Annotated in this window: 17 protein-coding genes and 1 pseudogene; 5 read left to right on the forward strand and 13 right to left on the reverse strand. The window is 64.8% G+C overall.

Annotated features, from left to right (window positions below):
* Positions 1 to 55: 55 nt before the first annotated feature.
* The 4 genes and pseudogenes from ACVIGB_RS34595 to ACVIGB_RS34610 all read left to right on the forward strand — a co-directional run.
* Entirely contained in the window at positions 56 to 1,654 is a 1,599-nt protein-coding gene (locus ACVIGB_RS34595; RefSeq protein ID WP_456719295.1) for an AMP-binding protein, read from the forward strand.
* Positions 1,654 to 3,270: an acyl-CoA carboxylase subunit beta gene (locus ACVIGB_RS34600; protein WP_456719294.1), complete on the forward strand. Its 1,617-nt coding sequence runs from the start codon at positions 1,654 to 1,656 to the stop codon at positions 3,268 to 3,270. Before ACVIGB_RS34595 ends, ACVIGB_RS34600 begins: the two co-directional genes overlap by 1 nt.
* Positions 3,267 to 5,246, forward strand: coding sequence for an acetyl/propionyl/methylcrotonyl-CoA carboxylase subunit alpha (locus ACVIGB_RS34605; RefSeq protein WP_456719293.1), 1,980 nt, complete (start codon positions 3,267 to 3,269; stop codon positions 5,244 to 5,246). The genes ACVIGB_RS34600 and ACVIGB_RS34605 overlap by 4 nt, the downstream gene beginning before the upstream one ends.
* Before the next feature lie 240 nt (positions 5,247 to 5,486).
* Positions 5,487 to 6,338: pseudogene (locus ACVIGB_RS34610) on the forward strand (DDE-type integrase/transposase/recombinase); the annotation flags it as partial.
* A gap of 108 nt (positions 6,339 to 6,446) precedes the next feature.
* On the opposite strand, the gene ACVIGB_RS34615 reads toward ACVIGB_RS34610, so the two are convergent.
* The 9 genes from ACVIGB_RS34615 to ACVIGB_RS34655 form a co-directional block, all read right to left on the reverse strand.
* Positions 6,447 to 7,439 (reverse strand): ABC transporter ATP-binding protein, encoded by a 993-nt coding sequence (locus ACVIGB_RS34615; protein ID WP_456719292.1) that lies wholly within the window; start codon positions 7,437 to 7,439, stop codon positions 6,447 to 6,449.
* Entirely contained in the window at positions 7,436 to 8,449 is a 1,014-nt protein-coding gene (locus tag ACVIGB_RS34620) for an ABC transporter ATP-binding protein (protein ID WP_456719291.1), read from the reverse strand. Before ACVIGB_RS34620 ends, ACVIGB_RS34615 begins: the two co-directional genes overlap by 4 nt.
* Positions 8,449 to 9,342, reverse strand: a complete 894-nt coding sequence (locus ACVIGB_RS34625; RefSeq protein WP_456719290.1) for an ABC transporter permease — start codon at positions 9,340 to 9,342, stop codon at positions 8,449 to 8,451. The genes ACVIGB_RS34620 and ACVIGB_RS34625 overlap by 1 nt, the downstream gene beginning before the upstream one ends.
* Before the next feature lie 4 nt (positions 9,343 to 9,346).
* On the reverse strand, positions 9,347 to 10,294 hold the full coding sequence (locus ACVIGB_RS34630; RefSeq protein WP_456719289.1) for an ABC transporter permease: 948 nt from the start codon (positions 10,292 to 10,294) through the stop codon (positions 9,347 to 9,349).
* Positions 10,295 to 10,378: 84 nt separating this feature from the next.
* Positions 10,379 to 11,974, reverse strand: a complete 1,596-nt coding sequence (locus ACVIGB_RS34635) for an ABC transporter substrate-binding protein (RefSeq protein WP_456719288.1) — start codon at positions 11,972 to 11,974, stop codon at positions 10,379 to 10,381.
* 442 nt (positions 11,975 to 12,416) lie between these two features.
* Entirely contained in the window at positions 12,417 to 13,304 is an 888-nt protein-coding gene (locus ACVIGB_RS34640) for a TauD/TfdA dioxygenase family protein (RefSeq protein ID WP_456719287.1), read from the reverse strand.
* A 79-nt stretch (positions 13,305 to 13,383) separates the two neighbouring features.
* Positions 13,384 to 14,082, reverse strand: a complete 699-nt coding sequence (locus ACVIGB_RS34645) for a DUF2270 domain-containing protein (RefSeq protein ID WP_456719286.1) — start codon at positions 14,080 to 14,082, stop codon at positions 13,384 to 13,386.
* Positions 14,083 to 14,213: 131 nt separating this feature from the next.
* The gene (locus ACVIGB_RS34650; RefSeq protein WP_456719285.1) at positions 14,214 to 15,764 is read right to left on the reverse strand and encodes an AMP-binding protein; all 1,551 of its coding nucleotides are present in this window, start codon (positions 15,762 to 15,764) and stop codon (positions 14,214 to 14,216) included.
* 90 nt (positions 15,765 to 15,854) lie between these two features.
* Positions 15,855 to 17,009, reverse strand: a complete 1,155-nt coding sequence (locus tag ACVIGB_RS34655) for an iron-containing alcohol dehydrogenase (RefSeq protein ID WP_456719284.1) — start codon at positions 17,007 to 17,009, stop codon at positions 15,855 to 15,857.
* 558 nt (positions 17,010 to 17,567) lie between these two features.
* Here ACVIGB_RS34655 and ACVIGB_RS34660 point away from each other — a divergent pair.
* Entirely contained in the window at positions 17,568 to 17,870 is a 303-nt protein-coding gene (locus tag ACVIGB_RS34660; RefSeq protein ID WP_244549747.1) for a DUF6916 family protein, read from the forward strand.
* Here ACVIGB_RS34660 and ACVIGB_RS34665 read toward each other — a convergent pair.
* The 4 genes from ACVIGB_RS34665 to ACVIGB_RS34680 all read right to left on the reverse strand — a co-directional run bounded on the left by ACVIGB_RS34665 (position 17,852) and on the right by ACVIGB_RS34680 (position 20,072).
* Complete coding sequence (locus ACVIGB_RS34665) at positions 17,852 to 18,412, reverse strand: N-acetyltransferase family protein (RefSeq protein ID WP_456719283.1); 561 nt, start codon at positions 18,410 to 18,412, stop codon at positions 17,852 to 17,854. The genes ACVIGB_RS34660 and ACVIGB_RS34665 overlap by 19 nt on opposite strands.
* Positions 18,413 to 18,521: 109 nt before the next feature.
* On the reverse strand, positions 18,522 to 19,049 hold the full coding sequence (locus ACVIGB_RS34670; protein WP_456719282.1) for a phage tail protein: 528 nt from the start codon (positions 19,047 to 19,049) through the stop codon (positions 18,522 to 18,524).
* Positions 19,050 to 19,058: 9 nt separating this feature from the next.
* Positions 19,059 to 19,562, reverse strand: a complete 504-nt coding sequence (locus ACVIGB_RS34675; protein ID WP_456719281.1) for a phage tail protein — start codon at positions 19,560 to 19,562, stop codon at positions 19,059 to 19,061.
* A gap of 12 nt (positions 19,563 to 19,574) precedes the next feature.
* Positions 19,575 to 20,072, reverse strand: coding sequence for a phage tail protein (locus ACVIGB_RS34680; protein WP_456719280.1), 498 nt, complete (start codon positions 20,070 to 20,072; stop codon positions 19,575 to 19,577).
* Between the last annotated feature and the right edge of the window lie 253 nt (positions 20,073 to 20,325).

A 20,325-nucleotide genomic window follows, 5' to 3' on the forward strand; every position in this document is an offset into this window, starting at 1 on the left:
AGAGTGGATTGCTTCGTCGCTTCGCTTCTCGCAATGACGAGGCAGGAGGAAACACATGGACAATCTCGCAGCAACCGGTGGCGTCACCGGGCCGGGCCGCATCGGGCGGGTCGCGATCGGCGATCTCCTCAAGCGCGCCGCGCGGCGGTTTCCGGATCGCGTCGCGCTGACCGATGGCGGCAGGCAGGTCACCTTCACTGAGCTCGAGCGCGACGCCAATCGCTTCGCCAATCATCTGGTGCAGCGCGGGTTGAAGCCGGGCGAGAAGATCTCGACCATCTGCAACAACTCCGTTGAATTCGTCAAAGCGCTGTTCGGCATCCACCGTGCCGGTCTCGTCTGGGTGCCGATCAACACCATGCTCGGGCCGCCGGACATGGACTACATTCTCGGCCATGCCGAGGTGCGCTTTGCGATCATCGACGACAATCTTCATGCCCAGGCCGATCGGCGCGCCGCGCTCGAGGCGCGCGGCATGGAGATGATCGCGATCGATCTGACCGGCAATGCCGGCAAGACCGGCTTGCCGGAATTCAACAGCCTGCTGGAGCGGCAATCCGATATCGAGCCTGACATCGAGATCAGCGACCGCGATCTCGCGATGATCATCTATACGTCGGGCACGACCTCGCGGCCGAAGGGCGCGATGCATTACCACCTCGCCGTGGTCATGGCCGTGATGAGCAACTGCATCGAGATGCAGCTTTCGCGCGATGACGGGATCACCGGGCAGTTTCCGTTGTTCCACTGCGCCGGCCACGTGCTGCTGCTGAGCTATCTCTCGGTCGGCGGCCGCATGGCGCTGATGCGTGGCTTCGATCCGGTGGTCTGCATGGAGGCGATCGTCCGCGACCGGTTGACGGTGTTCGTCGGCCTGTCGCTGATGTACCAGGCGATTCTGGATCATCCGCGCCGGCGCGACTATGATCTGTCGGGCCTGCGCTGCTGCATCTACACCATGGCGCCGATGGGCAAGCCGCTGCTGGAACGCGCGATGGCGGACATGTGTCCGAACTTCGTGCTGACCAGCGGTCAGACCGAGATGTATCCGGCGACGACGATGTCGCGGCCGGAGGTGCAGCTCGACCGCTTCGGCAATTACTGGGGCGAGTCGCTGATCGTTAACGAGACCGCGATCATGGACGACAACGGCAAGCTGCTGCCGCGCGGCGAGATCGGCGAGCTGGTGCATCGCGGACCCAACGTGATGATGGGCTACTACAAGGACCCGAAGTCGACCGAGGAGGCCCGCAAGTTCGGCTGGCACCATACCGGCGATCTGGCCCTGATCGACGCCAATGGCGAGGTGCTCTTCCTCGATCGCAAGAAGGACATGATCAAGTCGGGCGGCGAGAACGTCGCGTCCGTCAAGATCGAGGAGACGCTGTTGGCGCACCCCGCCGTGCAGAATGCCGCCGTGGTCGGCCTGCCGCATCCGCAATGGGGCGAGGCGGTCTGCGCCTTCGTCAAGTTGAAGCCCGGTGCGGTGGCCGACGAGGCCGGCATCGAGGCGCACTGCAGAAAGCATCTTGGCGGCTTCCAGGTGCCGAAACTGGTGCGTATCCTCGACGAGATGCCGATGACCGCGACCGGCAAGCTGCGCAAGGTCGAGCTGCGGCAGCAGCACAGTGGGCATTTTGTGGAGCGCGCCTAGTGGCCATCATCGAAAACACCATCGCCACCGGCAGCGCCGCGTTCCAGGGCAATCGCGACGGCATGCTGGCGCTGATCGCCCGGATGCGGGGGCTGGAGGAGCGTACGCGCGCGGCATCCGCCGTGGCCAAGGACCGCTTCCACAAGCGCGGCCAGCTGCTGCCGCGCGAGCGCGTCGCGCTGGTGCTCGATCCCGGCTCGCCGTTCCTCGAGCTCTCGACCCTCGCCGGTTACATGTTCGATGTGCCGGACCCGGACAAGAGCGTGCCCGGCGGCGGCCTGGTTGCCGGCATCGGCTTCGTCTCCGGCATCCGCTGCATGGTCAGCGCCAATGATGCCGGCATCGACGCCGGTGCGCTGCAACCCTACGGCCTCGACAAGACGCTGCGGGTACAGGAGCTCGCGCTGGAGAACAAGTTGCCCTATGTGCAGCTGGTCGAGAGCGCCGGCGCCAATCTGCTGCGCTACCGCGTCGAGGATTTCGTCCGTGGCGGCAACATCTTCCGCAATCTGGCGCGGCTATCGGCGGCGGGGCTTCCCGTTGTCACTGTCACCCATGGCTCCTCGACCGCAGGCGGCGCCTACCAGACGGGCCTCTCCGATTATATCGTCATGGTGCGCGGCCGCACCCGCGCCTTCCTCGCCGGGCCGCCTTTGCTCAAGGCTGCCACCGGCGAGATCGCGACCGAGGAGGAGCTCGGCGGCGCCGAGATGCACACGCAGATCTCCGGGCTCGGCGATTATCTCGCCGAGGACGATCGCGACGCGCTGCGCATCGCGCGCGACATCATGGCGAAACTGCCATGGGACCGTCCGATGCCCGAATCCGCTTCGTTCAAGCCGCCGCGTTATGACGCCGAGGAATTGCTCGGCATCATGCCGATGGACCACAAGCGTCCCGTCGACATGCGCCAGGCAATCGCGCGCTTCATCGACGATTCCGATTTCACCGAGTTCGGCGCCAATTACGGCCCGGCGACGATCTGCGGTCATGCGCGTATCGAGGGCCAAGCGATCGGCATCATCACCAACAACGGCCCGCTCGATGTACCCGGCGCCAACAAGGCGACGCATTTCATCCAGGCCTGCTGCCAGTCGCGCACGCCGATCCTCTACATGAACAACACCACCGGCTACATGGTCGGCCGCGCCTATGAAGAGGCCGGCATGATCAAGCATGGCTCGAAGATGATCCAGGCGGTGACGTCGGCGACGGTGCCGCAGATCACGCTGTACTGTGGCGCCTCGTTCGGCGCCGGCAATTACGGCATGTGCGGCCGCGGCTTCCATCCGCGCTTCTGCTTCTCCTGGCCGAACGCCAAGACCGCGGTGATGGGCGGCGAGCAGGCTGCCGAGACCATGGCAATCGTCACCGAGGCGGCTGCCGCGCGGCGCGGCAAGCCGATCGAGAAGGAGAAGCTGGAGGCGATGAAGGCGCAGATCACCGGTGTGTTCGACGGCCAGATGGACGTGTTCTCGACCAGCGCCCGCGTGCTCGATGACGGCGTGATCGATCCGCGCGATACGCGGACGGTGCTGGCCGAGGTGCTGGCGATCTGCCGCGAGGCCGAAGCACGCAGCCCGCAGCGGATGCAGTTCTCGGTGGCGCGGCCATGAGCGGGGCAATCGTGAAGCGGACACCGTTCTTCAAGATCCTGATCGCCAATCGCGGCGAGATCGCGCTGCGCATCATGCGATCGGCTCGGCGGCTCGGCTACGGCGTCGTCGCGGTCTACTCCGACGCCGACCGCGACGCACTGCATGTGCGCGAAGCCGATCAGGCGGTGCGGATCGGCGAGCCGCTGCCGGCGCAATCCTATCTGAAGATCGACGCGATCATCGAAGCCGCCAAGGCGAGCGGGGCCGGGGCGGTGCATCCCGGCTACGGCTTCCTCGCCGAGAACGAGGACTTTGCGCAGGCCTGTCGCGATGCCGGGCTCGTGTTCATCGGTCCGTCGCCGGAAGCGATCCTGGCGATGGGCAACAAGGCCGGCGCCAAGGAGATCATGCAAAAGACCGGCGTGCCCTGCGTGCCCGGCTATCAGGGCGCCGACCAGAGCGATGCTGTGATGCTGGCGGAAGCCAAGGCAATTGGTTTTCCGGTCATGATCAAGGCGGTCGCCGGTGGCGGCGGCCGCGGCATGCGGCTCGTGGCGGATGCCGCGGCGTTCCCGGATGCGCTGCGCAGCGCACGGTCGGAGGCGCAGGGTGCGTTCGGCGATCCCACCGTCATCCTCGAGCGCGCGATTGTCGATCCCCGCCACATCGAGATCCAGGTGTTCGGCGACCGCTATGGCAACGCCGTCCATCTCGGTGAACGTGATTGCTCGGTGCAGCGGCGGCACCAGAAGCTGATCGAGGAGGCACCGTCGCCGGCGGTGACGCCGGAACTGCGCGCGCGGATGGGCGCGGTCGCCGTGCAAGCGGTCAAGGCGATCGGCTACGAGGGCGCCGGCACGCTGGAGTTCCTGCTCGATCGCGCCGGAAATTTCTACTTCATGGAGATGAACACGCGGCTTCAGGTCGAGCATCCCGTCACCGAGGCGATCACCGGGCTCGATCTGGTCGAATTGCAGCTTCGTGTCGCCCGGGGCGAGCCGCTCGGCTTGAGGCAGGAGGACATCACCTTCTCCGGTCACGCGATCGAGGTGCGGCTCTGCTCGGAGGATGCCGGGCATGACTTCATGCCGCAATCCGGCACGATGGCGCGGTGGCAGATGCCTGAAGGCATTCGCGTCGAGCACGCGCTGCAGTCCGGCTCGGAGATTCCGCCGTTCTATGATTCGATGATCGCCAAGGTGATCAGCCACGGCGCGACCCGCGATGAGGCGCGCGGCAGGCTGATCTGCGCCCTTGAGCAGGTCACGGCCTTCGGCGTCGCCACCAATCAGGGCTTCCTGATCGACTGCCTGCGTCATCCGGTCTTTGCCAAGGGCGAGGCGACCACGGCCTTCATCGGCAGCAACCGCGACGCGCTGCTGGCGTCCCGACCCGATCGCGGCAGCGACCTCGCGCTTGCGGCGCTGCTGCTCTACGTCACCCATCCGCACGCGCCGCCATGGCAGCCCGGACGGTCACTTTCCGCGACATTCCCGCTCGGCTTGCGGATCGACCTCGGTCACGGCGTGCAGGAGATCGAGATTGTCCGCGAGCGCGACGGTAGCTACCGCGCGACCCGCAACGGCGATCGCTTCAGCTTCGAGATCGACGAGCTGGATCAGGACAGCATCCGCTTCCACCATGATGGCCTGATGGAGCAGGCCAAGTTCCTGCGCGACGGCGATCGGCTCCACATCCTGCACCGCGGCGTCACGCTGTCGGTGCGCGATCTCACGCTCGCGCCGCCGGAAAGTGCTGCGGCCGCCGGCGGCGACGGCAAGGTCCGCGCGGCCATGAACGGCCGGGTCGTCGCGGTGCTGGTGAAGGCCGGTGACAAGGTCGCTGCCGGCCAGCCGGTGATGACGCTGGAAGCGATGAAGATGGAGCATGTGCATACGGCGGGTGTCGCCGGCACGGTGTCGTCGATCGACGTCGCCGAGGGCGAGCAGGTGACGACGGGGAAGATCGTGGTGGAGATCGAGGCCGCCGCATAACCGCTGTCGTCCCGGGCAAGCCAACGGGTCGGCGCGAAGCGCCGCCCGATGACAGGCTCCGCGCGACCCCAGGACCCATAACCACCGATCGATGTTGTGGGACAGGCTGTGGCCACAGCTCGGCGCAACCATGAACATTCGTGGTTATGGGTCCCTGCTTTCGTGTTTGGTCCCTGCTGATTGGTTGGATGGAATCGGTGTAGAACGAGGCGTGGCCTTTGTCAGGGAGCACCTCGTGTCATGGAACTGAACCTGCACGCGAACGCCACCACGACACCAAAGACGCGCGCCTACATCCAGCGCAGCAAGAAGTCGGTTGCCCAGTTGGCGGCTGAACTGGGGGTCAGCGAGACCACGATCTACCGCTGGCGCGGCCGCACCACGGTTGGAGACCGTTCGCACCGGCCGAACAACCTCACTACCAGCCTGTCGGCCGTCGAAGAGCGAGCGGTTTGCGAGTTGCGGACGTCGCTGCAGTTGCCGCTGGACGACATCGTCGAGGTGATGCAGCGATGCATCAATGCCAAGCTGTCCCGCAGCGCCATTCACCGCTGCCTGCAGCGCAATGGCATCAGCCGGCTTGCCAAGCCTGACAAGCCCAAGCCCGGTATCTTCGAGACCGCCAGCATCGGCTTTATCCATATCGACGTGAAGTATCTGCCGGCTCTGCAACGCCGCACCAGCTATGCTTTCGTCGCCATCGACCGCGCCACCCGCTACGTCTTTGTCGAGATCCATTCCAGGCGGGACGGAGCCACCGCGACCGACTTCCTCAAACGCTTCCTGGCCGACTTCCCGCACGAGGTTCACACCATCCTGACCGACAACGGCGCCGAGTTCACCGACCGCTTCGCTGTCGACAAGAAGAACAAGCCGGTCGGGAAACCGTCCGGCGACCACCCCTTTGATCAGATCTGCAAGCAGCGCGGCATCCAGCATCGCCTGACCAAGCCCTACCACCCGCAGACCAACGGTCTCGTTGAACGCTTCAACCGTCGTATCGCCGAAGCCATTGGCCGCGAACAAAAGCGCGGCAGTGCAAGGCGCACCTTCATCGACCATGCCGATCGGGACGCCTTCATCGCCAAGTTCGTCCACGACTACAACCGAACTCGCCTCAAATGCCTCGGCTACCTGGCCCCAATGCAGGCCCTCGCCAATCACACGGGACCAAACACTTTCGCAGGGACGACACCAGAGCTATTCAGTTCGCCCCGTCCCGTCGTTCAGCCAGCAGGCGACCTGATGCCCCGTGCCGGCCGCTTGCAGCGCCGGACGTTCGGTCTTGCAGCGATCGATCGCGTAGCGGCAGCGGGTGTGGAAGGCGCAGCCAGGCGGCGGGTTGATCGGGCTCGGCACGTCGCCGTCGATCAGCGGCGTGAGCCGCCTGGCCTTGGGGTCGGCGATCGGCACCGAGGCGAGCAGCGCCTGGGTGTAAGGATGACGCGGATTGGCGAACAGCTCGTGCTTGTCGGCGATCTCGACAATGCGGCCGAGATACATCACGGCCACGCGGTGGCTGATATGGGCGACGACCGCGAGATCGTGCGCGATGAACAGGTAGGAGAAGTTCTGCTTGCGTTGCAGGTCGATCAGCAAGTTTATCACCTGCGCCTGGATCGAGACGTCGAGCGCGGAAACCGGCTCGTCGCAAACGATCAGCCGCGGGCCGAGCGACAGCGCGCGGGCGATGCAGATGCGCTGGCGCTGCCCGCCGGAGAATTGATGCGGAAAGTTCTTCATCTGGTCGGGCCGGAGGCCGACCTGCTGGAACAGCTCCGCGACGCGCTCCTGCTTCTTCGCGCCGGTCGCGAGCCCATGCACGATCAGGGGCTCACCGACGATGTCGCCGGCCGTCATGCGTGGATTGAGCGAGGCGAACGGGTCCTGGAATACGATCTGCATCGAGCGGCGGTACGGCCGCAGCGCACTCTTGCTGAGCGGTGCGATGTCCTCGCCATCCAGCCTGATCGCGCCGCGGGTCGGCTCGACCAGCCGCAGCACGGTGCGCGCCACCGTCGACTTGCCGCAGCCGGATTCGCCGACCAGCCCGAGCGTCTCGCCGGCGCCAAGCGAAAAGCTGACGCCGTCGACTGCGTGAACGGTGCCGACCTGACGGCGCAGCACGCCGCCGCGCACCGCGTAGTGCTTGACGAGATCGATCACCTCGAGGAGCGGGCGTTGCTCGGTCATGGCGCCTCCACCATCTCGCCGGCGCGCCAGCATGCCGCCCAGTGCTTGCTCTTGACCTCGTCGAGCGGCGGATACTCCTTGAGGCAGCGGTCGATCGCGAACTTGCAGCGCGGCGCGAAGGCACAGCCGGGCGGCAGATTTGTCAGCGACGGCACCATGCCGGGAATTTCGGTCAGACGCGCATCGGTCTTCGCCCCGAGCGCGATCACCGCCGGCATCGAAGCCATCAGCCCGCGCGTATAGGGATGCAACGGCGTCTCGAACAGCGACTCGACCGTCGCCTCTTCGACCTTCTTGCCGGCATACATCACGATCACGCGCTGCGCGGTCTGCGCGACGACGCCGAGGTCATGGGTGATCAGGATCAGCCCGGTGCCGAGCCGCTGCTGCAAATCGACGATCAGCGCGAGGATCTGCGCCTGGATGGTGACGTCGAGCGCCGTGGTCGGCTCGTCCGCGATCAGGAGCGCCGGGCGGCACGCCAGCGCCATCGCGATCATGGCGCGCTGGCGCATGCCGCCGGAGAGCTGGTGCGGATACTCCAGCGCACGACGCTCCGGCTCCGGAATCCGCACCAGTCGCAGCATGTCGACCGCCTGCGCCCACGCCTCCTTGCTGCTCATCTTCCGATGCAGGTGCACGGCCTCGGTGATCTGGTCGCCGATCCGCATCACCGGATTGAGCGAGGTCATCGGCTCCTGGAAGATCATCGAGATGCGATTGCCCCGGATGGCGCGCATCGCGGCATCGTCGAGCTTCAGGAGGTCGGTGCCTTCGAGCGTCACCGAGCCGCCGACAATGCGGCCGGGCGGATCGGGCACCAGGCGCATGATCGAGAGCGCGCTGACGCTCTTGCCGCAGCCGGATTCGCCGACGATCGCCAGCGTCTCGCCGCGGCGGACCGAGAACGAGACGTCGTCGACCGCGCGGAACAGGCCGGAGTTGGTGAAGAACACCGTCTGCAGGTTCTTCACGTCGAGAACGGTCTCTGCCGGAAGTGCCTCGCTCATCAGCCGCGCTGCCTCGGATCGAGAATGTCGCGCAGCGCGTCGCCGAACAGATTGGTGCCGAACACCGCGAGACTGATCGCAATGCCGGGGAAGATCACCAGCCACGGCGCGGTGCGGACATATTCGGCGGCGGATTCCGACAGCATGCGGCCCCAGGACGGATAAGGCTCGGGAATGCCGAGGCCGAGGAACGATAGCGATGCTTCGGTGAGGATGGTCGAGCCGAGCTGCGCGGTGGCCAGCACGATCAACGGTGCGATGGTGTTCGGCAGCACGTGGCGCAGCGCGATGCGCGTCTCGCTCATGCCGATCGATTTGGCGGCCTCCACGAACGGCTGCTCGCGCAGCGCCAGCGTGTTGGCGCGGATCACGCGGGCAACCGTCGGGATCAGGGGAATTGCGATCGCAAGGATCACGTTGGGCAGCGATGGGCCGAGCGCCGCGGTCATGACAAGCGCGAGCACCAGCAGCGGCAGCGATTGCAGGATGTCGGTCACGCGCTGGAACACGAGGTCGACCCAGCCGGAGAGATAGCCTGAGGTGAGACCCACAATGACGCCGAGCGTGGCGCCCAAGGTCGTGGAGCCGATACCGACCGCAAGCGAGATCCGCGCGCCATGGACGATGCGGCTCCAGACGTCGCGGCCGAAGGAATCGGTGCCGAACCAGTGCAGCGTGGAGGGTGCGGCGAGCCGGTGGGCGGAATCGACGGTAAGTGGATCGTAGCGGCTGATCACGTTCGCGAAGATCGCGGTCAGCACGAACAGCAGCATGATGATCAGGCCGATGGTGCCGAGCACATGGCGCTGCGCGAGGAACGCGAACCGCCCCCAGCCGGCCGTGGCGTTGGCTCCGGCGCGTCGCAGTTCGCTGTCGAAATTGATTGTTGCCACGCGTTCAGTCTCCAAACCGGATGCGCGGGTCGATCGCCGCATAGAGCATGTCGACGATGAAATTCACGACCACGACGACGACCGCGATGAACATCACGAGATTCTGCACGATCGGGTAATCACGCCAGCGCAGCGCCTCGACCAGGAAGCGGGCGATGCCGGGGATGTTGAACACGGTCTCGGTGACGATAAGGCCGCCGATCAGGAATGCGGCCTCGATGCCGATCACGGTGATGACCGGCAGCACTGCGTTCTTCAGCGCGTGGCGATAGTTCACGGAGGCCTCGGAGGCACCCTTGGCGCGCGCGGTGCGGATGTAGTCCTGGCGCAGGATCTCCAGCATCGAGGAGCGGGTGATGCGCATGGTCAGCGCCGCGCTGCGGAAGCCGACCGCCATCGCCGGCACCGCATAGATGGTCAGCGCCTCGAGCCAGGTCTTCGGGTTCGGATTGAAGATCGGCATGGTGCCGAACAGCGAGACCGAGGCCATCAGGATCAAGAGGCCGAGCCAGAATGACGGCAGCGACAGGCCGCTGAGGCTGACGACGCGCAGCGCATAATCGAGCTTCGATCCCTGGTGCACGGCGCTGATGACGCCGAGCGGAATGCCGATCGAGGCGGAGAACAATAGCGCCAGTCCAGCAAGCCGCGCGGTGATCGGAATCCGCGGCAGGATCTCCTCCAGCGCCGGCTTCTCCGAGACATAGGAATAGCCGAGGTCGCCGCGCAGCAGGCCGCCGATCCAGTGCAGATACTGGATCACGATCGGCTGGCTCAGGCCGAGCTCGCGCTCGAGATTGGCCTTGTCGGCGGGATCGACGAAGCCCGCGGCGTCGAACAGGATGTCAACGATGTTGCCCGGAACGACCCGCAGCAGCACGAAGATGATGACCGAGATCCCGAACAGGGTCACGAGCATCAGGAACAGCCGCCGCACGATATAGGCAAACACCCTGGCTCTCTCCCTGATCCCGAATCTTCTCTTGACGCGTTTTCCTGACGCGCGCCGGCGTCCACTTCGCTCGAAAACGCTTCGCTACTTGTCCAGCCAGACGTCTTCGTAGCGATAGCCGTTATAGGAGCTGTTGGACATGATCGTGACATTCTTCACGTAAGGCTTCCAGCAAGTGCCGGTGCGGGCATGGAAGATGATCGGACGCGCGACGTCTTCCTGCAGCTTCTTGTCGATCTCCCAGACCAGCTTCTTGCGCTTGTCGAGGTTGGTCTCCTCGGACTGCTGGTCGAACAGCTTCTCGATGTCCTTGTTGCAATAATTGGTGTAGTTCCGCTCCGAGCCGCAGGCATAGTTTTCGTAGAAGGACTGATCGGGCTCGTCGACGGCGTTACCCGTGAGGTTGAGGCCGAGCGAATAGTCCTTGCGTGCGATCTTCGGGAACCATTGCGCGGTGTCGACGACGTCGAGTTCGGCGTCGATATAGATGCTCTTGATCTGGTCGATCAGGATGATCGCGGGATCGCGGTAGACCGCGATGTTGCGGGTCGACACCTTGATCTGCAGGTGCTTGTCCGGGCCATAACCCGCCTTCTGCATCAGCTTGCGGGCTTCCTCGCGGTTCTTCTCGATGTCGGGACCGTAGCCGGGGATCTGCTCCAGCATCTCCTTCGGCATCGCCCACAAGCCGTCGGGTGCCGGCTCCATGGTGCCGCCGATGTCGCCCTGGCCCTCGAACATGATCTGGATGAACGCCTTGCGATCGAGCGCCAGCGCCAGCGCGCGGCGGATGTCGAGATTGTCGAACGGAGGTCCGCTCGAATTGATGATGATGTTGGTGGAGACATTGTTCGGTTCCACCACACAGACCGCTTTCGGGTCCTGCGACTTGACGTCCTTGAGCAGCGGGATCGAGACCTCGGTCGGGAATGTCATGTCGAACTTGCCCGAGACGAAGCCGAGGATCGCCGTCGAGCGGTTGGTGATAATGGTGAACTCGATGCCGTCGAGATAGGGCAGGCCCTTCTTGAAGTAATCGGGGTTCTTGGTGAGCTTGATCGATTCGTTGGCCTTGAACTCGACGAACTTGAACGGGCCGGTGCCAACAGGCTTGGTGCGCATCTCCGCCGGCGACACGTGGCAGGGATAGACCGGCGAATAGCCCGAGGCGAGCAGCGACAAGAGCGCCGGCTGCGGCCGCTTCAGCTTGAACGATGCTTCATAGTCGCCGTTGGTGGTGACCTCGTCGACCTGGTCGTACCAGGACTTGCGCGGGTTCTGCCGGAACTTCTGCTGCGACTTGCCCATCAGCATGTCGAAGGTGCATTTGACGTCAGCCGCGGTGAACGGCTTACCGTCGTGCCATTTCACGTCCTTGCGCAGCTTGAAGGTCAGCGTCTTGTTGTCGCCGCTCCAGGCCCAGCTCTCCGCAAGCTCGGGCCGGATCGTGCTGGCGCTGTTCTGCGCGATGTGCTGATCGAAGATGACGAGGTTGTTGAAGATCGGCATGAACGGAATGTTCACCGAATAGGTCGCGCCCTCGTGGATCGAGGCGCTGCCGGGGCTGTCGCGGTGATAGATCCTGAAGATGCCGCCGGATTTCGGCTCGGCTGCGCGTGAAACGTCGCTGATGGTCAGCACAGACAACACCGCGACGGCCAGCGCTTGCACGCTCCGCATGGTCCCCTCCACGAATTTCGGTCTCAATGGCCGATTGGCATCGACGATACCACGGTGAGGCTGTCGGGCAACCAGCGAGGGCCGTGTGGGGATTGGCAATTCGGATGACGTGGCAGCATTAAAATTTCCACGAACGGGGAATAATGGCTGTGATTGCGGGGAACTCAGTCTGTTTTGCTATGCAGTGACGCCTCTCCGTTCGAATTCGATTGTTAACGCCGACGCGTGCGATGTGAGACCTTCCGCAATCAGCGACAGTTTGTCGCCGATTGCGAACGTCGTCGTATGCTTGTTCTCCGTCATCCTGAGGTGCGAGCCTTGCGGCGCAATTGCGCCGCTGGGCGAGCCTCGAAGGATGCACGGCCACCAGCCGGGCCGTCGATCCTTCGAGACGCCGCTTCGCGGCTCCTCAGGGTGACGGTGAGAGAGCTTCGACAAAAAATCACTCCGCCGCCTGCGTTGAGGGCGGCTGCATGTTCGCGACACCATCGGCCTCGGTTGCCGAGATCGTGGTGCGGATCATCAGGCGGCCCTCATGCGCCGGCCAGGGGCGGCCGCGATGCATGGTGGCGCGGTTGTCCCACATCACGACGTCACCCTGCTTCCATTGATGCAGATAGCTGACGCCGGGCGCGGTGGCGGCTTCGGTCAATTGCTCGATCAGCGCCTTGCCGGCATCGGCGTCCATGCCCTCGACGCCATAGGCGTGGGAGGCGAGATAGAGCGCGCCGCGGCCGTTGACGGGATTGCGCCAGACCATGCGCCAGCACACCGGCGGCAGCGCATCGACTTCTTCCGATGTCGCGAGCCCGGTTGCCACCTTGCTGCGCGAATGCGCGTAGGAGTGCCAGGCGAAGGAGTTCTCCAGCCGCTTGGCCACATCCTTGTCGAGCCGCTCGAAGGCCAGCCGCATCGAGACGAACTCGGTCTCGCCGCCATGTTCTGGAATGACGCGGGCAGAGAGAATCGAGGTCAGCGCCGGCACGCGCTTGAAGGAGGAGTCGGTGTGCCAGAGCTGGTTGGCCCTGGCGCGCAGCTGCTGCCGATGGTCAGAGGGAACCACCTTGCCGTCGGGGCCGAAGGTCGAGAGGATCACGAAATGCGAGCCGGTGCCCATCGAGCCGACCTTGGTCGTCTCGGGCGGACCGAAGCGGCGCGAGAAGGCGAGCTGGATGTCGTCGCTGACCTCCTGGCCGCGGAACACCAGCACCGAATGTTCCTCGAATGCCGCGCGCACCGCCGCATAGGCGACATCGCTGGCGGCAACATCCGAAAGCGTGACGCCGCGCAGCTCGGCTCCGAATCCCTCGCGCAGTGGGATCACTTCCATCGGCAAATCCTCCCTGACTTTTCTTGTTGGGGCGAGGTTAGGGGAAAAGCCCGCCAGCGGCAACGCGGCTCGCGCCGTCTCACCCCATCGCGATCAGATTGTGCCGCGTACGCCGGTCGGCGGCCTCCATGCGATGCGTGACGAAGGCGAACAGCGCCCAGCTGGAATGGAATGCGACGCCGGCCAGAACCACGATGGCTCCGGGAATCGGCCCGATCGCGGCGCGGTCCCAGATCTCGCTGATCGTGGTCAGCGGCAGGGGGTGGATCGCCAGCTTGCCGTAATAGGCGATGGCCTGGATCGCGAAGATCCAGCCATAGGTCCGGCGCAGCCGTCGGCCGATCGCCCGGGCAAGGCTGATGTGATAGCTCGGGTGGCGGTAGTCGTTGGCGAGCAGCTCGGTCCAGGCAGAGCCCGGCGAGGGACCTTCGCCGCGGATCATCGGCGCGTAGAAATCGGTTTCGAGCAACCGCGCACGGGCGCGCCAGACGTTGAAGTAGCGATAACGCCGCGCCTCGAACAACAGGAAGACCGTGACCAGCAGCCCGACCAGCACCATCGGCAAAGGCGAGGCCTCCGCGCTGCTGTAGGTTGCCGACAGCGCGATCCCAGTCGTGACCACCGCCCAGTTGGTCGAGCTGTCGAGGCGGGTGCGCCAGACCGTGCTGCGGTAGACCTCGCCACGATAGAGATGGGCGAGCGCACCGATCTCGGCGGCGGTGAATTCGAGCCTTCCGGCCTGTACCGGCTCGGGCTCGCGCGGCTGGGGCGACGGCATGGCGGCCTCCGGCGAAGCTGGCTTGCGATCCCGGAGCATAGCGCGAAATCCGCGCGAGGAGCGAGTCCGTTACGCCGCCCGGCGTCCCCGGCGTCCCCGGCTGCGACGGTCCGGCTCGCCGCATCACGTGTTCACACGATCCGCGAGGTCTTGTTGCCCCAATAGCGGTCGCGCAGCAGGCGCTTGTAGAGCTTTCCGGTCGGCAGCCGCGGCAGCTCGGCCTCGAAATCGACCGAGCGCGGCACCTTCTGGCGCGACAGCGCGCTTGCGCAGAACGCGATCAGCTCTTCGGCGAGATCAGGTCCTGGTGCGATGCCGTCGACCGGCTGCACCACCGCTTTCACTTCCTCGCCGAGATCGACATTGGGCACGCCGAACACCGCGGCGTCGGCGACCTTGGGATGGGTGATCAGGAGGTTCTCGCATTCCTGCGGGTAGATGTTCACGCCGCCGGAGATGATCATGAAGGTGGCGCGGTCGGTCAGATAGAGGAAGTTGTCGTCGTCGACATAGCCGACGTCGCCGACCGTGCTCATGCTGCCGTCCGCCGAGCGGGCCTCGCTGGTCTTGGCCGGATCGTTGAAATACTCGAACGGCGTCGCGGTCTTGAACCACACCGTGCCCGGCGTGCCCTTCGGGCAGGGCTGCATGTTCTCGTCGAGGATATGCAGGTCGCCGAGCAGCACCTTGCCGACGGTGCCGCGATGCGCGAGCCATTCCTCGCTGTTGCAGGCGGTGAAGCCGAGGCCCTCGGTCGCGCCGTAATATTCGTGGATGATCGGGCCCCACCATTTGATCATGTCGTCCTTGACCAGCGCCGGGCAGGGCGCCGCGGCATGGATCGCGATCTCGAGCGTCGACAGATCGTAGCGGTTGCGAACCTGCTCGGGCAGCTTCAGCAGGCGCGAGAACATCGTCGGCACCAGCTGGCTGTGGGTGATGCCCCATGTCTCGACCAGCTGGAGATAGCGCTCGGGATCGAAGCTCTCCATTATGACGACGGTGCCGCCCATCCGGATGGTGAGATTGACCGCGGCCTGCGGCGCCGAGTGATAGAGCGGTGCGGGCGACAGATAGACCATGCCTTCGCGGTAGTGCCAGAGCTTGGTCAGGAAATCGAACAGCGGCAGGTTTTGCGACGGCGGCTGCTCGGGCAGCGGCCGCACGATACCCTTCGGCCGGCCGGTCGTGCCGGACGAATAGAGCATCGCGGTGCCGGCATATTCGTCCGCGATCGGTGTTGCCGGCAGCCCCGCGGTCGCCTCTCGCAGTCCGACGATGCGATCGCTTTCACCGTTGCCGTCGACCACGATGCAGAGCTCGACCTGCGGGCACTCCTTCAGCGCCTCGCGCGCGATGTCGAGCTTCAGCTTCGAGGTGATCAGGATCCGCGACTGGCTGTTGGTGAGGATGTAGGCGAGCTCGCCGGCCGTGAGGTAGGAATTGACGCAGGTGAAGTAGAGGCCGGAACGTTCCCCGGCGCCGCAGGCCTCGAGGTAGCGGTTGTTGTTCTCCATGAAGATCGAATAGTGGTCGAGCCGCTTCATGCCGCGGTTGCGGAACAGATGCGCGAGACGGTTGTTGCGCGCCTCGAGCTCGCGATAGGTGACGATCTCGCCGGTCCCGGCCATGATGAAGGCCGGTTGCAGCGGGCGCAGGTAAGCATGCTTGCCGGTGTACATCGAAGCTCAGATCTCCCCTCAGTGTTGCTTTGCTTCCCGTTTGAGCATGGTCTTGTCGCAAAACCGCTTCGCGCTTTTCCGGATCATGCTTTAAGCGGCCATCATCAGAATCTCGCGGACCTGGGATGGACCGTCGATCTTGCGCGGATTGCGCGGCACCCAGGGTGTGCGCATCGCACCCGCCGCGATGCGGTCGAAATGCTCAGGGCCAACGCGGACCTCCTGCAGGCTGCGCGGCATGCCGAGGTCGCGGATGAAGCGGTCGAGCACGTCGCCGGCGTCCGCGCCCGGATGCCCCATCGCGGCCGCGACCAGCGCCTGCCGGTCGGCATTGTCGCGCTTGTTCCAGCGCATCACCGCCGGCAGCATCACGCAGGACGTGTAGCCGTGCGGCACGTCGAACTCGGCGCCGAGCACGTAGCCGATGCCGTGGCTCGCGCCCATCGGCACGCCGGAGGCGAGCGGGCCGGTCGACAGCCAGGTGCCGATCTGGCAATCCATCCGCGCCGGGATGTCCTTCGGATTGGCCTTCACCCGCGGCAGGCCCTGCGCCAGCATCTCCAGCCCCTTCAGCGCCTGCGCATCGCCGTAAGGATGCGCCTCGCGCGAGCAGATGCCCTCGACGCAATGATCGACCGCGCGGATGCCGGTCGACAGGAACAGCCAGTCCGGCGTGTGCACCGACAGGTCCGGATCGAGGATGGTGGCGCGCGGCATCACCAGGGGATGGCGCAGCATCTCCTTCTGCCGCTTGGCCTCGTTGGTGACGCCGGCGATCGACGAGAACTCGCCGCCGGCGATCGTGGTCGGCACGCTGATCTGGCGCACGGTGGGAGGATTCATCTCGGGCGAGACGCCGCCGCGGGTGCGGATCGTGTCGATGCCGTCGGATGTCGTGACGTTGTTGGCAAGGCAAAGCTGCACCGCCTTGGCGCCGTCGGTGATCGAACCGCCGCCGATGGTGACGATCAGATCGGCCTTCGCATCGCGCGCCTGTTCCGCCGCCGCGATCACCGCGGCGCGCGGCGTGTGCGCCGGCATCTGGTCGAAAGTGCCGGCACAGCGGGCGCCGAGCGCCTGACGGACCTTTTCGATCTCGTCGGTTTCGCGGTTCAGCGTACCTGACACCATCAGGAAGGCGCGCTGGGCGCCCAGCCGGTCCAGTTGCTCGACGATGGCCTCACGGGCGGGCCGCCCGAACACGACCTCGTCCATGGCGCCGAATACGACACGGCCTCGATGCACGCGGCTCTCCTCCCTCAAGATGGCCCGCCTTGCTGGCGGCCCTTTGCCGGGAGGTTAGCGGAGGAAATCGGGGCCGTCATCAGGGCTCCTGGGTTGCACGGTCGGAGGCTCCGCGTTCACCGCAGTCGTCCCGGCGAAGGCCGGGACCCATAACCACCGCATTTGGTGATGAAAGGGACCGCGGCCCCAGCGTCGCGCAGCAATTGAGGTTTGGGGTAATGGGTCCTGGCTTTCGCCAGGACGACGCCGAGTGTGTTGCGCATTCTGTGAGTCGTGCTTCCGCATCCTCGCGGCGCGATGCGCCCGAGTCTTGCGTTTACTTTCCCTCCTCCTGAGCAGAGGGCGCAGGGAAAGCCGGGTGCCGATCGCACCCATGGGCCACAGGTGTAACGCCGTCGGGCAAATCAGTGGCAGGGGCAACGCTTCCATCCACTCGTCATTCCCCGGTGCGCGATTGCGCACCGGGGAATGACGGGTTCAGAGAGCGGGTGACGGCAGAAATCTTGACGGCGGTGCCGCGAGGTATGTTACAGCTGCGAAAGCAACCGGGACGTGCGCATGTCATCCACCGTCGATCTGGCCAACCTGCATATTGACGACTTCATGCCGCATCGGGATGCCGAGTTCGAGATGCAGACGGCGGAAGGCGTCGTGGCGCTGAAGCTCGCCAAGGTCGAGGCCACGGGCAACAGCGGCCGGCCCGGCGGTGCGTTCTCGCTGCTGTTCACGACGCCGAAGGGAGCCTGGTTGCCGCAGGCGATCTATCCGGTGCGGCATCCGGCGCTGGGCGTGGTCGAGATCTTCCTGGTGCCGATCGGCCCGCTCGGAGACGGCAACGGCTATCAGGCGGTCTTCACCTGATGGCCGGAAGTTGCGGTCCCGCGCCAGCGCATCAGGTCGTAGACGCCCTTGTCTTCCTCGGTGACGAAGCCGAGCCGGCGGTAGAGCCGCATCGCCGGATTGAACTTCTCGACATGGATTGACATCGCCTTGCCTGCGCCGGCGGCCTCGTCGAGCAGGTCGCGCATCAGCGCGCCGCCGAGACCCGATCCGCGATGTTCGGGCAGGAAGGCGATATCGATGACGCAATGCTCGCTCGGCCAGCGGTCGACATAGAGGCGGCCGATATCCTCTCCATCGCGCATCGTCACCAGCCAGTCGGCCGTCGGATAGTGCTGCTGGTAATGCGCATGCTGCGCCTGGAACTGCATCGCCAGGAAGGCGGCCTTCTGTTCCGCGCTCCACGGTGTCACTGCCAGTTCATCGGTGCGCGTCGAAGCATAGAGCCGCGACAGGAAGGGCAAATCGGCATCAGCGATACGACGGAAGCTCAGGCCGGCATCCGCGGCGCGCGTCCATCCGAACGCCGCCGCAGCCGCATCGGTGCTCAAACCATCCGTCATGGCCGGTCTAGAGCCTTTTCCGTTCCGATTGAATCGGAACGGAGCTCTAGATTCTTGTATTGACGCGTTTTCTTCACGCGAACCGGTGTCCACTTCGCTCGAAAACGCTCTAGCTGCGCGGCGGGAAAATGCCCTGCAACGCGATGCAGAAATTCAACGTGAGATAGGGCATCAGGTTGTTGTGGGGCTGGCTGCCGCCGTTCGGCAGAATTGAACTGGTTGCCGAGAACGGCGAAACGTTGGTCAGCGTCGCCGTGTAGGCTTGCCCTGGGTTTGCGCGTGCAAGGGATCGTGCCGGACTGGGCGTGGCAAGCTGTGACTGATTGATGTTGCCCAGAACCTCGTGGTTGTGCATGGGCATTTCGCTTTGCAGCAGGGTCACGGTCGTCGTACCGGCGGACTGTCCGATGTCGTAGAAAGTGCCGGTGGAGCTCTGCCCCTGCTGCATCGGCGCGCTGCCTTGCAGGTTGGGCAACGCAAAGTTGCTCTTGCCGTCGCCGCCATAATAGGTGCCGAGCAGGGAGAAAAGTGCGGTGTTCTGCGAGATCGGTATGAGTTGCCCGTTGCAGACGGCCCACCCCAACGGCGCGAAGTCGAACGGGAAGATGCGGATCTCGGCCAGGAATTGATCAGACATGGTCCCGTCCTAGTTTTGGCTCGGGTAAACGCCGAACAGTGAAATGATGAAGTTGTAGCAGAGGTAGGGTTGCATGTTGTCGTGCGGCTGGCTGCCGCCGACGAACGAGCACGCCTGGCTCGCCATCGGCGAGGCGGCCGCGACCTCGCGGTAGATCTGGGTCGCTCCCACCGCGCCCACGACATTGCCCGTCACCGTGTTGCCGGTCGCATTGTTCAGGGACGCAGCCATCGGGTGGTTGTGAACGGGCAGTTGCTGGGTGATCAGCGTCACCTGTTCGGAGCCCCCGGTCTGCCCGATGACGAAGCCACTGGTCTGGTGCAGCGGCAGCCGACCTTGCAGGTTCGGCAGCGCGAACGTCTGCTGGCCGTCACCGCCATAGGTGGTCCCGATCAGATTGTACAAGGTGGCGTACTGGTCGATCGGCTGGATCTGTCCCTGGCAGAGCATCCAGCCGGCCGGCGCGAAATTGCCGCCGAACATGCGAATCTCGCCGACGTAAGGCTGGCCCATGGCGCGCGTCCTTCAGGTCCGGGAGGGGAAGATGCCCTGCAACGCGATGCAGAAGCTGAGCGTGAGATAGGGCTGCATGTTCTCGTGCGGCTGTGAGCCGCCGGCATTGCCGACGGTGCTCGGAGCCAGCGTCGTCAAATTGCTGGCAGCGGTATAGAGATTGGCCGACGTCGCCATCAGATTGTTGGTGACCGCGGCATTGTCGGCGCCGTTGGTGGTGCCCTGAAAAACATGCGGATGCTGGGGCATCTCGGGGATCGACAGCGTGTGAGACGTTTCACCGCCGGTTTGCCCGAGCGTGAAGCCCGAGCCCGCATGCAGCGGCACTTTTCCCTGCAGGTTGGGCAGCGCGAAGGTCGTCTGGCCATTGCCGCCATAGATGGTGCCGAGCAATGCGAACAGCGCCTGATTCTGATTGATCGGCAGCAGCTGCCCGTTGCAGAACGCCCAGCCCTTCGGCGGAAAGTTGAACGACATCATCCTGATTTCAGAGAGAAACGGTAGGGACATCGATCCTCCGTCAGACGAGCCGTCTCGTCAGTGACTCAATTAATGAAAATGCAAGGCAAACGCGGTCGCGCGATTACGAACGCACGATAGCGTGTTTTGCGCCAAGTGCAACCTCAACGATTGTCCGAGTTTTGTGATTTTTTGTTCGGACGCGTGACGCACAGATGTCGTTGCGATGACGTGGCGCTTCGCCACGACGCTCGCCGCGAATGCGACCCGACCGAATCGAAACGCCTGCCGGATCGTTCCGGCA

The sequence above is a fragment of the Bradyrhizobium sp. USDA 4341 genome, from assembly GCF_054063755.1.

Coding starts and splice junctions, on each gene's coding strand:
- ACVIGB_RS34595 (WP_456719295.1), top strand. CDS start 56: ATGGACAATCTCGCAGCAACCGGTGGCGTCACCGGGCCGGGCCGCATC.
- ACVIGB_RS34605 (WP_456719293.1), top strand. CDS start 3,267: ATGAGCGGGGCAATCGTGAAGCGGACACCGTTCTTCAAGATCCTGATC.
- ACVIGB_RS34615 (WP_456719292.1), bottom strand. CDS start 7,439: ATGACCGAGCAACGCCCGCTCCTCGAGGTGATCGATCTCGTCAAGCAC.
- ACVIGB_RS34620 (WP_456719291.1), bottom strand. CDS start 8,449: ATGAGCGAGGCACTTCCGGCAGAGACCGTTCTCGACGTGAAGAACCTG.
- ACVIGB_RS34635 (WP_456719288.1), bottom strand. CDS start 11,974: ATGCGGAGCGTGCAAGCGCTGGCCGTCGCGGTGTTGTCTGTGCTGACC.
- ACVIGB_RS34640 (WP_456719287.1), bottom strand. CDS start 13,304: ATGGAAGTGATCCCACTGCGCGAGGGATTCGGAGCCGAGCTGCGCGGC.
- ACVIGB_RS34645 (WP_456719286.1), bottom strand. CDS start 14,082: ATGCCGTCGCCCCAGCCGCGCGAGCCCGAGCCGGTACAGGCCGGAAGG.
- ACVIGB_RS34650 (WP_456719285.1), bottom strand. CDS start 15,764: ATGTACACCGGCAAGCATGCTTACCTGCGCCCGCTGCAACCGGCCTTC.
- ACVIGB_RS34660 (WP_244549747.1), top strand. CDS start 17,568: ATGTCATCCACCGTCGATCTGGCCAACCTGCATATTGACGACTTCATG.
- ACVIGB_RS34665 (WP_456719283.1), bottom strand. CDS start 18,412: ATGACGGATGGTTTGAGCACCGATGCGGCTGCGGCGGCGTTCGGATGG.
- ACVIGB_RS34670 (WP_456719282.1), bottom strand. CDS start 19,049: ATGTCTGATCAATTCCTGGCCGAGATCCGCATCTTCCCGTTCGACTTC.
- ACVIGB_RS34675 (WP_456719281.1), bottom strand. CDS start 19,562: ATGGGCCAGCCTTACGTCGGCGAGATTCGCATGTTCGGCGGCAATTTC.
- ACVIGB_RS34680 (WP_456719280.1), bottom strand. CDS start 20,072: ATGTCCCTACCGTTTCTCTCTGAAATCAGGATGATGTCGTTCAACTTT.